Below are 11,445 nucleotides of genomic sequence, written 5' to 3'. Positions count from 1 at the left end.
TCCATGCGCAGGACTGTAGATCATTCCTTTCTTCATCAACTTGGCACGCACGGGTCCGAGGCTCGTCACCTTTACGCCCAAGGTGTCAGCGATGGCCCCGGTCCGGTGAGCACCCGGACCATGACCGTGCCGCGAAACAGCACATAGAAGCGAAAAAGGATGTAGCTGTTGAGCAGCAGGTCGACGATGTCCTGCCAGCGAAGACTTGTCAGAAAAAGGGCGATGGTTTTCATGATGATCTCCATGGGCTGGGAATGAATTGTCAGAAAATCAGCTTTTTTCCCCTCGAAATAGTCTTGTCAAGACTGAGTTAAATGCAACCCCCCCCCAGATTTTGAGTTATTGATGCGACCGAATATTTCGTTTGGCATTTGCCCATTCGACTGATAATCTTTCAATCACGGTCCATGCCTTTTCCCTTCTGAAAAGCCATGGTTTTCAAAGACAGCAAAAGGCAAGTCACATGGGCGACATTCTCCGCGAGCACAAGGGCGAGCTGATCTTCGGCCTGGGGATCATCGGAATCCTCACCGTCATTGGCCGGTTCAACTATCTCCTCTTTCATTCCCTGGCCGAGATGTTCAGCATTATCGTCTCCTGCGGGGTGTTCATTATCGGCTGGCATTCGCGGAAGTATTTGCACAACGATTATCTCCTGTTCGTGGCCGTTGCCGCCCTGTTCGTGTCCCTGGTCGATCTTTTGCACACCCTGGCCTATGACGGCATGGGGGTGTTTCCCGGTCATGGCCCCAATCTGCCCACCCAGCTCTGGATCGTGGGCCGCGCCCTCCAAGCAGGCTCTCTGCTGGCGGCCACGGCCTTTATTTCCCGGAGGCTCTGGCCGGGTTCGGCCGTGGCCGGTCTGGGACTCGTCACAGCCGGTCTGGTCTGGGCCGTGTTCGCCGATTTTTTCCCCGACTGCTATGTTGATGGTCAGGGCCTGACTCTGTTCAAGAAGAACGCCGAGTACGTGATCTGCTTGGTCCTGGCCTTGTCCGGGTATCTCCTGCACCGCACCGGAGGGGGCTTCGATCCTCAGATCCGCAGGCTTATCTTGGCCTTCATCTTTGTCAGCATCCTGTCGGAACTGGCTTTTACTTCATATGTCGGAGTGTACGGGGGTATGAACAAAGCCGGACATCTGGCCAAGATCGTGGCCTTTTATTTCCTCTACAAGGCCGTGTTTGTCACCGGTGTGGCCAAGCCCCACGACCTGCTGTTCCGGAGCCTGACCCAGACGGCCCAGAATTTGGAGCGGCACAGGGCTATTCTCCAGGGATTTTTGGATTCGGTTCAGGAGTCGGCTTTTCTCATGACTCCGGACGGGGAGGTTCTGTTCGCGAATCAGACCCTGGCCCGGCGTCTGGGGACGACCGCCGACAGGATCGTCGGCTCGAAAATCATCGATTTCGTGCCGCCCGAACTCGGAGAATCCCGCATGGCCCAGGTCCACAAGGTTTTGGAAACTGGAGAGCCGGTTCAGTTCGAGGACGTCCGGGACGGGCGTCACGTTCTTCACCTCATCTATCCATTGTTGGAGGATGGCCGGGTGACAGGTCTGTCCGTTCTGGGCCTGGACATCACCGAGCGTAAACAAAACGAACTGGAACTGCGCACGTTTCAGAACAGCATGGAGTACAGCCCCCTTTCGGTGGTGAGTACCGACGTCCATGGGAACATCGTATATGCGAACCCGGCCTTTTGCACGGCTACGGGCTATTGTCGGAACGAGGCCATCGGGCAGAATCCGAGGATCCTCAAGTCCGGCAAGCACGAGGCAGCTTTTTATCGGGAGATGTGGAAAACCGTTTTGCGGGGGGAAATCTGGCGGGGAGAAATCTGCAATCGGCGCAAGAACGGGGAGCTCTACTGGGAGCAGGCCGTGATCTTTCCGGTCATGGACGACCAGGGCAAGATTGCCAGTCTCGTGGCCATGAAGGAGGACATCTCCCACCGCAAAGACCTTGAGCGACTTAAAGAAGACGTGGATAGGATCATGCGCCACGATCTGAAGGCCCCCCTGAATGGAATCATGGGCTTGCCCCAGATTTTGGAGATGGACGACAACCTGACCGAGGAGCAGCGTGAGATTGTCCGGACCATCGCCGACTCGGGCCAGAAGATGCTTGAGATGATCGATCTGTCCCTGGATTTGTTCAAGATCGAACGGGGAGAGTACCGTTTCGCGCCCGAAGAGGTCGACGCTCTTGCCGTGATCCGGCAGGTTTTCAAACAGAACAGGAGGCTGGTGACATCCAAGAAGGTCAGACTCCGTATTATGCTGGACGGCCGGGATGTCGAGGACGGGGAGGTGTTCCGCCTCTGGGCCCGACGGGTCCTGCTCTACTCCATTATTTCGAATCTGTTGGCCAACGCCTTGGAGGCCTCTCCCGATGGAGGAGAGGTAATGGTGGAGATCAGACACGACAACGGCATTCGGCTGACCGTGCACAATTCCGGGGTCGTTCCGGAGCCGATCCGCAAAAATTTTTTCGCCAAGTACAACAGCTACGGCAAGGCCGGAGGCACTGGCCTGGGGACGTATTCGGCCAGGCTGATGGCAGAGGCCATGGGGTTTGAGATCTTCATGGAGACCTGGGACGAGGATGACCGGACCGAGGTCGGCTTGCGGATCCCCGGTGCCAGGCCTGATCAATTCAATCCGGAGGGAGGAACATGAACGCCGACCTGACCACGTGCGTCGGAGAGCAAAGGCAGAACGTTCTCATTGTCGAGGACAGCAAGACGTTCGGATCTCTTCTGTCGCGGGCCGTTCAGTCGGGACTGGGCATTGAGGCCAGGATAACCCCCAGTTTTGCGGATACCAAAAAACATCTATCATTTTGCGCCGGGGACTATTTCGCGGCCCTGCTGGATCTGAACCTGCCGGATGCTCCCAGGGGGGAGATCGTGGATCTGGTCGTGAAACACGGCATCCCGGCCGTGGTTTTCACCGGAGAGATGTCCGACGACATCCGGGACCTGATGTGGTCCAAGCACATCGTTGACTATGTCTTGAAGGACAACCGGGAGAACATCCAGCAAGTCGTGGCCATTCTCAAGCGGCTGCGCCAAAACATGGGCAAGAAGGCCCTGGTGGTGGACGATTCGGCCGTGAGCCGGGCTGTGATCCGAGGGCTTCTGGAGGTCTGGAACTTCACCGTGCTCGAGGCCACGGACGGGCGCACGGCCCTGGAGATTCTGGAAAGGGAAAAGGACCCAAAGGTCTGCCTGATGATCACCGACTACAACATGCCGGGCATGGACGGAGCGGCCCTGGTCCGTGAAGTCCGGCGCACCCTGTCCAAGTCTCGGCTGCCCATCATCGGGCTGTCTGGGGCCGGCGGGGCGACCACCTCGGCCCATTTCATCAAGGCCGGGGCCAACGACTACATGCACAAGCCCTTTCTGACGGAGGAGTTCTATTGCCGGGTTTTGAGCAACATCGAAACCTCCGACTACATCGCCACCATCCGGGACCTGGCCGAGCGCGATTCCCTGACCGGAGCCTTCAACAGGCGATCTTTTTTCAGTTACGGCCAGAAACTGCTGGCCGGGCACAGGCGGCGGGGCAAGGGGTTGGTCCTGGCCATGCTGGACATCGACCACTTCAAGCGTTGCAACGACCGCTACGGACACGCTGCCGGCGATCTGGTAATCAGTGCGGTGGCCAGGTATCTGTCGGCCAGGTTCAGGGAGTCGGACATGGTGGCCCGCATGGGAGGGGAGGAGTTCGCGGTGATCTGCGCGGACATGGACCCCGACCGGTGCGCCGAGGTGTTCGACGAAGTCAGGCAGGGGATCGAAGGCACCGTCGTCTCCTACGAGGGTCAGGACATTCGGGTGACCATGAGCATCGGGGTCTGCGCCCGACAGGATGAGAGCCTGGAAGAAATGCTCAAGAGGGCCGACCGGATGCTCTACGAAGCCAAGGACGGGGGGCGGAACCGAATCCAAATCGATAGATGATGTTTTTCATCAGTTTTCGTGCGCAATCAGTGTTTGGGCTTTGACTGTATCTGCGAGCTCCAGCTTTCTTAGGTCTATTTTCCCCAAAATCATCAATTCGAGAACCGTCCAATTTTCGAGGAGCCTTGGTTCGGCCCGGGCGGCTTGAGCTAAGGCTCCTCTTTATGATTTTTTGCGTGTCCTCGATACCGGCTTTGTCGGTGTCTTTTTTTTCTTGCTTTTTTGCGCTGAAATGAATATTTATCGTTATGACATTTTTTAATGCATTTTTATGAATTTTTTAATATAATTTTAAATATTTAATAAATTTAATTCATAATTTTCTTTTTTTATGGTTTGAAAATTCATATTTCGTCTCACTCTGTGATGGTCGTAAAAATTATTCACAATTTATAGGAGAGTCGGCATGATTTTGAGGGCGGTCATTATTTGCGTTTTTTCGATGTGTGTTCCATCGTTTTGTTGCCAGGCCAATGCGAGTCCCTTGGATTCCCTGAAGCTATATACCGAGTACTATCCTCCGTATAATTACGAAGAAAAAGGGGAGCTTAAGGGAATATTTATTGATGTTTTCGAGCGAATTTTCACTATGTCAGAGTCAAAATTGACAAAAAATGACATAAGTCTCGACGAGTGGTCCGTCGGATATAATGCGGCATTAAATAATGATAATACTATTATTTTTGCTTGTACAAGAACGACGCAGAGAGAGAATCTTTTTAAATGGGTAGGGCCAATTATTGAGAATCGTTCTGTCCTTTACGCAAAAAAAAGTAGAGGAATAGTTATTAATTCATTGAGTGATATAAAAAATAAGAATTACAAAATTGGAGTAGTAAGAGATGACGTTGGCCATCAATTACTTCAAAATGAGAATGTTTCCGAGGAATTTTTTGTAGTTCGTGGATTTCCAGCTCTGAATCTCATGGATCTATATCGAGACGATATTGATGCCTGGTCGTATTCCGAGGGCGTGGCCATGTGGATGAGCGCATTTTATGGTATGGACAGCAAAAATTTTAATTCCGTCTATGTGATAAATGAGGGGCAGCTCTATATTGCTTTGAATAAAAAAATTTCACAAAATGTGGTTGATATTTTGCAGAAAAGTCTGGACGAGCTCAAGGCCAACGGCGAGCTTGAAGAAATCATTTCAAAATACAAATAATTTTGTGGAATGGGTTTGGACGATGCGGGAAGAGGCGAGCTGATGCTCGCCTCTTCTGTTTGGCCAAGATCACTTTTTCGATTTTTGTTGTCCGGTGAGCTTTCTGATTTTTCTTTCTTCCCAGTTCTTGTCAAAAAGTCGATCTGTTCCGATGAAGAGTTTTCCGGCTTGCAGGGCCAAGGCTAGTCCCCAAAAAATGGTCACCCAATAGAACCAGAGGTCATTCGGGCTGGTAATAAGATTGATGGCCACGAGGACGATGTTGATCGCCACAAAGGAGGCCAGATTTTTGTATAAGGCTCGGAGTTTGGCAACGCGACCCCGGGCTTCCTGTTCGGTCATGGGACTCATGAGTTCCCTCGCTTGCTGCGGGTTTGTAAGTAAAAAAACTCTTCCACCAATCCTACTTTCGCTTCCGGGAGGCGTCAAGAGCCTCACGATTCCGGCCTAGATCAATCCCGCCGAATATTTTCCCATCTTGACACAGCTGGCCCTCTGCGTAATAAATGGCGTTTGATCAGGTGGATTTTGAGGGGCATATGGAGATCGTCTTTTGCGGAACAGGTGAGGCCTTTGACACGGCCCAGTCCAATACGTCGATCCTGATTCAGCCTTCGGGCAAGGCAGGGGGAATTCTTCTTGACTGCGGCTTCACCGCGGCCCACGCTTTCTGGGCCACGGCGTCAAGACCCATGGAGTTGGACGAGGTCTGGATTTCCCACTTTCACGGCGACCATTTTTTCGGGCTGCCTCTTCTGCTGATCAGGATGAGGGAGCATGGTCGCAGTCGCCCTCTGATCGTCAGGGGAGGGGCCGGAACCGGCCTAGCCGTGGCACATGCCTTGGACTTGGCCTATCCAGGTGTCCGAGAGGCCCTGGGTTTCGGGCTTGAAATTCACGAGGTCCGGCCTGGGACCAGAACCCACGAGGCTTGGTATTCGATGGCTTTCGCATCCGTAGTTCACGCCGTGCCGACCCTGGCGGTGCGGGTGGAAACTGCCGACGGCGCGATCTACTACGGCGGAGACGGTCGGCCGACGAGGGAGTGTCTGGATCTGGCTTTGGGTGTTGATCTCCTGGTCCAGGAGTCCTATCATCCGATCCACGAGAGCGATCATCACAGTTCGGCGGTCGAGGCCATGGAGTTTGGCGTCCGAGCCGGGGCCCGAGCAATGGCCTTGGTCCACATTCGTCGCGACGGCAGGGAGGATGTTAGGGAAATGGCCAGGAAACAGGGATTGACGGTACTCGTTCCCGACTCTGGAGATCGTTTCCATATCCACTCCCTGGGCGAAAGTCGGCCAAGCGATACCGAGGTTAATCAATAGTCTGGAGGTCTTATGGCCAAACTTTTGTTGGCAGACGATTCCTTATTTCAGCGAACCATGGTTGGAACCATGGCTCGAGAGGCCGGGATGGAGGTTCTTGAGGCCAAAAACGGCCGCGAGTGCCTGGAGATGATCCAGGCCGAGGCACCGGACATTCTGGTCTTGGATCTGAATATGCCCGAGGTCGGAGGGCTCGAGGTTCTGGCTGCCATTCACGGCCGAGAAAAGCCTCCTGCGGTCATCGTCCTGACCGCCGACATCCAGGAAAGCACCAGAGAGAGGTGCCTGATCCTCGGCGCCCAGAGCATTCTTTTCAAGCCGGTCCAGAAGGTTCAGTTCCACGAGGCCCTGAACAGAGCCTGGTCATCAATGGAGTCGGACTCGGCATGATTTCCGTCAGCGACTATCAGCGTGACGTCCTCGGAGAGCTCATCAATATCGGGGTGGGCCGGGCGGCCGGGGTCCTCAACCAGATGATCGATTCCCATGTGGAACTCCTTGTTCCCGAGGTGGTCTTCTTCGACAGTATCCAAGACCTGCTGGGCAAAAACATTTTTGAGCCCGATGAGACCGTCTCGGCAATCAAGCTCGATTTCCACGGGTTTTTTTCTGGAGTTGCCGCATTGGTTTTTCCTCCGTCCAGCGCCTGTAATCTGGTCCAGGCACTGGTCGGACATTGTCCGGCCACCGACGACATGGACTCGTTGCGCATTGGGGCCCTCCAGGAGATCGGGAACATCGTCCTGAACGGGGTCATGGGATCCATGGGCAATATGCTGAACAGGCACATCAACTACTCCCCGCCGGTCTACTTCGAGGAGACCTTCCACGATCTCGTGCGTTCCGGCCTGGATCAGGGCGAACGGATGGTCCTCTTTGTCCGGACCCATTTCCGGATGGAGGGTCGGGAAATATCCGGGGATATCCTGCTTTTCTTCAAGGTTGAAACCTTCGCGGCCCTGCTCGAGGCCATCGATGCCATGTCCGACTGGACCTGTTGACATATGGGGCAAGGCCAAGCGTGAAATACGACGAAACCATCATCCGCATCTTTATCACCAGCTGCCTTGAGCAGTTGAGCGACATTGAGGCCGACGTCCTGGCTTTGGAGCGGATCGAGACCGAGGGGCTTTCGGATCAGGTCAACCGGATATTTCGGGCCGTACACACCATCAAGGGCGATTCCGGTGTCCTCAACCTCCAAACAATAAGCTCCTTCGCCCACAAGGTGGAGCATGCCTTAAATCTGGTTCGTCAACACGGGGTGATTCCAGATCAGGAGTACATTTCGGCCTTGCTTTTGGCCTTCGACACACTGGGGGCCATGATCAAAGGGGTTGAAGGAGGAGAAGAGCCCAATATCCATGGAATTGAGAAGCGGCTTGAGGCCCTGGATGGGATGCGACAAGCCCGAAAGTCCATGGAAGAATCTCGGGGGGGGCTTTCGGGTCCGGCGTCAGAACTCGTTCACGTCGAACCCGAGGCTCAGGATCAGAAAAGGTCTGACGATCGGGTTACCAGGATAACGGTCACCGCCGAGCAACTGGACGTGCTGGTCCAGAGGATCGGGGAATTGACCATGACCCACGCCCGGCTCCTGCGGGAGGCTAAGTACAGCGGGCAGGGGACCGTGAGGACCCTGGCCGAGGACATCGGCATCCTCTGTCAGAGACTGCAGGAGCAGACTCTGGAGATGCGCCTCATCCCGGTTGGGATAATCTTCGAGAAGCTCCGTCGGCTGGTCCGGGATCTGGGGGCCAAACTTGGCAAAGAGGTCGATCTTGTTGTCCGGGGGGAGGGCACGGGCATCGACATGGCCATCATTGATCACTTGAACGGGCCTCTAGTGCACATTTTCAGAAATTGTATGGACCATGGAATCGAAGGTCCGGACGAGCGGGTTCAGGCGGGCAAGCCGTCCAGAGGTCGGATTACCGTGAAGGCTGAGCAGAGCGGCAGGGATGTGCGGATCAGCATTCAAGACGACGGCCGGGGCGTCGACCGTCAGGCCCTACTCCGCAAGGCCCTGGAACGAGGAGTGATAAAGGACTCGACCCTCCTTGACGAAGATGGGCTTCTCGACCTGGTCTTCCTCCCGGGTCTGTCGACCAAGAATGGCACTGACGAGGTCTCTGGGCGGGGCGTGGGCATGGACTCGGTACGTGAGGCCATGGAGACCATTCGGGGTTCGGCGAGGGTGTTCAGTGCTATGGGCCAGGGAACGGAAATCCTGTTGGAGTTTCCCCTGTCGCTGGCCATCGTCGAGTGCCTGGGGGTCCGGGTTGGGGAGACCGTCTTTTTCGTTCAGCTGGGTGACGTGGTCGAATGTCTGGATCTTGATGCCGGTGCCCGGTCCATGGCTTGCAAAAGACGATTCATCAAACATCGTGGAGTGGCCCTACCGGTTTTGGATCTAGCCTCGTTTTACGATATGCCCTCAGTGGATTCGGGGCGACATGTGGTGGTCGTCAGAATCGGACCCAACCTCCTGATGGGGCTGGCTGTGGACGAGGTGGTCGGGCAACACCCGGCCGTGTTCCAGGACATCAGTAAGGTCTTCTCTGCAGTACCGGGTATCCACGGAACCACGGTCATGGACGACGGGAATCTGGGAATCGTTCTGGACGTCGCCGGCCTGTCCCGTTCGATAGAGGTCCGGGAAAGTCGAAAGCACTTCGAGGACGCCCAATGATGCGTCTGGATTTTCAGGCCTTGGACGCCATGCCCGTGGGAGTCTGCATCCTGGACGGAGAATACCGGGTCCGGTTCTGGAACCATTGTCTGTCTGCATGGACCGGAATTCCCAGCGCAGAGATCGAGGGCGTGGACCTTCGGGAGCGCTTTCCCAATCTGGACGAGCCGCGCTACAGGGGACGGTTGGAGAGCGTCCTGGATGGCGGGCCCCCGGCCGTGTTTTCAAGCTACCTCCACCGAACCATGATTCTGGCCGTACGGCCCGACGGTCAGCAGATGCTTCAACATGTCGTGGCCAGCCCGGTCCGCCGGGATGACGGCCGGTACTGGCTCATGCTGACTGTCCAGGATGTGACCGAACTCAACCTCCGCATCCACGACTATGTCCGTATGCGCGACGAAGCCCTCCAGCAACTCGAGAAGAAGATGCAGGCCGAAGAGGAGCTGGTCCGGGCAAGGGACCAGGCCATGGCCTCCAGCCGGGCCAAAGGGGCCTTTCTGGCCAACATGAGCCACGAAATCCGGACCCCGCTCAACGGGGTCCTAGGCATGCTCAGCCTTCTCAGGGAGACACCGCTGTCCTGCGAGCAAAGCGAGCTGGTCTCTCACGCATTGATGGCCGGCAGAAGCCTTCTGGACATCATCAACGACGTCCTGGACTTCTCCAAGATCGAGTCTGGGAAGATCGAGCCGGTGGTGATGGAATATTCCCCGTCGCGGCTTGTCCATGAAGTTGTAGGGACCTTTTCGGCTCGTCTGAGGGAAAAAGGGCTGGCCCTGGATGTTGAGATGGATTCGTCCATACCGGATGCAGTCATGGGTGACGGCCCGAGATTGCGCCAAGTACTGTTCAACATCATCGGCAATGCGATCAAGTTTTCGGAATCGGGTCGGATAGCGGTTTGCATTGACTGGCTGGAACCGCACGGCCAGCGAGACTTTCATCAGCTTCTTGTGAAGGTCGACGATCAAGGCATCGGGATGGATCCCGGGGTATTGGATTCGGTGTTCGAGCCTTTCACCCAGGTTGACTCGTCGTATACGAGGCGGTTTGAGGGAACCGGGCTGGGCTTAGGTATCGTTCGGCGGGTGGTTGGTCTCTTGGGCGGGTTCGTCTGCATCGACAGCATGCCGGGCAAGGGGACCACCGTGCACTTCACGGTCAGAGTCGCTCCGACGAGCGATGCCCAGCCCGTCAATCGCCAGATTCCGGAACGGCACAAGCCCGATGCCGGCCGGTTGAAGATCCTCGTGGCCGAAGACAATGCGGTCAACGCATTTTATCTCTCCTCCATCCTCGGTAAGGCCGGGCATGAGGTCAAGACCGTGGCCAATGGCCGGGAGGCTCTGGAGACACTGGCCCGGTCATCGTACGATCTGGTCATGATGGATGTTCAGATGCCGGTCATGAACGGCATGGAGGCCATAGAGCTGATCAGGTCCGGCCGGATCGACGGAGTCGATTCCCGCCAACTGATAGTGGTTCAGACGGCTAATGCCTTTGAAGCCGACAAGCAGCAGGCCCTGACCGCAGGGGCCGACGGCTGGCTCTCGAAACCGAGTACGGCCGAGGACATTCTGGTCGTCGTCGAACAGACCGTCAGCAAAAGGTTTTTTTTGCAATTGTCCGAAATGACAGAGCAAGACCATTAAGAGGGATTAGGGAAAAAATGCTTGCAATCCGGTTCGATGGTCTATATAGACCTCTTTCTTTGCTGGCGTAGCTCAACTGGTAGAGCAGCTGACTTGTAATCAGCAGGTTGCGGGTTCAAGTCCCATCGCCAGCTCCAGGCGTGGAGGGGTTCCCGAGTGGCCAAAGGGAACAGACTGTAAATCTGTCGGCGTACGCCTTCGGAGGTTCAAATCCTCCCCCCTCCACCACGCAAGCTGAGAACGGAAGTAGGAGGCAGGTCAGGCCTGCCGTCTGACTACTCTTTCATGACGCGGGAATAGCTCAATTGGCTAGAGCATCAGCCTTCCAAGCTGAGGGTTGCGGGTTCAAGTCCCGTTTCCCGCTCCATTGAGTGCGCATCGCCAGGCCCACGTAGCTCAGTCGGTAGAGCACTTCCTTGGTAAGGAAGAGGTCACCGGTTCAAATCCGGTCGTGGGCTCCACACGTCAGACATCTCCGCACACGCTTCCTTTTCGTGCCAAGGTGCGATCTGGTCATATCATTTTTTGCTCAAGGGGGTTACAAACATGGGTAAGGCGAAGTTCGAGCGGAAGAAGCCGCACGTAAACATTGGGACCATTGGTCACATTGACCACGGGAAGACGACGCTGACG

Annotated in this window: 9 protein-coding genes, 4 tRNA genes and 1 pseudogene; 12 read left to right on the top strand and 2 right to left on the bottom strand. The window is 55.6% G+C overall.

What is annotated here, in order from left to right; translation table 11 throughout:
• Window positions 1-120, bottom strand: a pseudogene (locus tag EOM25_09440) (ATP-binding protein).
• Window positions 121-463: 343 nt separating this feature from the next.
• Here EOM25_09440 and EOM25_09435 point away from each other — a divergent pair.
• The 3 genes from EOM25_09435 to EOM25_09425 all read left to right on the top strand — a co-directional run bounded on the left by EOM25_09435 (window position 464) and on the right by EOM25_09425 (window position 5,137).
• Entirely contained in the window at window positions 464-2,680 is a 2,217-nt protein-coding gene (locus tag EOM25_09435; protein NCC25398.1) for a PAS domain S-box protein, read from the top strand.
• Window positions 2,677-3,969 (top strand): diguanylate cyclase, encoded by a 1,293-nt coding sequence (locus EOM25_09430; GenBank protein ID NCC25397.1) that lies wholly within the window; start codon window positions 2,677-2,679, stop codon window positions 3,967-3,969. Before EOM25_09435 ends, EOM25_09430 begins: the two co-directional genes overlap by 4 nt.
• Window positions 3,970-4,375: 406 nt before the next feature.
• Complete coding sequence (locus EOM25_09425) at window positions 4,376-5,137, top strand: transporter substrate-binding domain-containing protein (protein ID NCC25396.1); 762 nt, start codon at window positions 4,376-4,378, stop codon at window positions 5,135-5,137.
• Window positions 5,138-5,206: 69 nt separating this feature from the next.
• Here EOM25_09425 and EOM25_09420 read toward each other — a convergent pair whose 3' ends face one another.
• Window positions 5,207-5,488 (bottom strand): 2TM domain-containing protein, encoded by a 282-nt coding sequence (locus EOM25_09420; GenBank protein NCC25395.1) that lies wholly within the window; start codon window positions 5,486-5,488, stop codon window positions 5,207-5,209.
• A 155-nt stretch (window positions 5,489-5,643) separates the two neighbouring features.
• Here EOM25_09420 and EOM25_09415 point away from each other — a divergent pair, with 155 nt between their 5' ends.
• From EOM25_09415 to EOM25_09375, 9 genes are all read left to right on the top strand, one after another.
• Window positions 5,644-6,465 carry an MBL fold metallo-hydrolase gene (locus EOM25_09415; protein ID NCC25394.1) on the top strand — a complete coding sequence of 274 codons (822 nt, stop codon included), beginning with the start codon at window positions 5,644-5,646 and terminating at the stop codon, window positions 6,463-6,465.
• Window positions 6,466-6,477: 12 nt separating this feature from the next.
• Window positions 6,478-6,855, top strand: a complete 378-nt coding sequence (locus tag EOM25_09410; GenBank protein NCC25393.1) for a response regulator — start codon at window positions 6,478-6,480, stop codon at window positions 6,853-6,855.
• Window positions 6,852-7,466, top strand: coding sequence for a chemotaxis protein CheC (locus EOM25_09405; protein NCC25392.1), 615 nt, complete (start codon window positions 6,852-6,854; stop codon window positions 7,464-7,466). Before EOM25_09410 ends, EOM25_09405 begins: the two co-directional genes overlap by 4 nt.
• 20 nt (window positions 7,467-7,486) lie before the next feature.
• Window positions 7,487-9,157 (top strand): hypothetical protein, encoded by a 1,671-nt coding sequence (locus EOM25_09400; protein NCC25391.1) that lies wholly within the window; start codon window positions 7,487-7,489, stop codon window positions 9,155-9,157.
• Entirely contained in the window at window positions 9,154-10,812 is a 1,659-nt protein-coding gene (locus EOM25_09395) for a PAS domain-containing hybrid sensor histidine kinase/response regulator (GenBank protein ID NCC25390.1), read from the top strand. The genes EOM25_09400 and EOM25_09395 overlap by 4 nt, the downstream gene beginning before the upstream one ends.
• A gap of 61 nt (window positions 10,813-10,873) precedes the next feature.
• A tRNA-Thr gene (locus EOM25_09390) sits at window positions 10,874-10,949 on the top strand.
• 5 nt (window positions 10,950-10,954) lie between these two features.
• A tRNA-Tyr gene (locus EOM25_09385) sits at window positions 10,955-11,040 on the top strand.
• A gap of 62 nt (window positions 11,041-11,102) precedes the next feature.
• Window positions 11,103-11,179 (top strand) — tRNA-Gly (locus tag EOM25_09380).
• A gap of 18 nt (window positions 11,180-11,197) precedes the next feature.
• Window positions 11,198-11,273 (top strand) — tRNA-Thr (locus EOM25_09375).
• Window positions 11,274-11,445 lie beyond the last annotated feature (172 nt).

The sequence above is a fragment of the Deltaproteobacteria bacterium genome (assembly GCA_009929795.1).
Classification (GTDB): domain Bacteria; phylum Desulfobacterota; class Desulfovibrionia; order Desulfovibrionales; family Desulfomicrobiaceae; genus RZZR01.
Note: the sequence above shows the minus strand (reverse complement) of the source record. Positions and strands in the feature narration are given on the sequence as shown.

Coding starts and splice junctions, on each gene's coding strand:
- EOM25_09435 (NCC25398.1), top strand. CDS start 464: ATGGGCGACATTCTCCGCGAGCACAAGGGCGAGCTGATCTTCGGCCTG.
- EOM25_09430 (NCC25397.1), top strand. CDS start 2,677: ATGAACGCCGACCTGACCACGTGCGTCGGAGAGCAAAGGCAGAACGTT.
- EOM25_09425 (NCC25396.1), top strand. CDS start 4,376: ATGATTTTGAGGGCGGTCATTATTTGCGTTTTTTCGATGTGTGTTCCA.
- EOM25_09420 (NCC25395.1), bottom strand. CDS start 5,488: ATGAGTCCCATGACCGAACAGGAAGCCCGGGGTCGCGTTGCCAAACTC.
- EOM25_09415 (NCC25394.1), top strand. CDS start 5,644: ATGGCGTTTGATCAGGTGGATTTTGAGGGGCATATGGAGATCGTCTTT.
- EOM25_09410 (NCC25393.1), top strand. CDS start 6,478: ATGGCCAAACTTTTGTTGGCAGACGATTCCTTATTTCAGCGAACCATG.
- EOM25_09405 (NCC25392.1), top strand. CDS start 6,852: ATGATTTCCGTCAGCGACTATCAGCGTGACGTCCTCGGAGAGCTCATC.
- EOM25_09395 (NCC25390.1), top strand. CDS start 9,154: ATGATGCGTCTGGATTTTCAGGCCTTGGACGCCATGCCCGTGGGAGTC.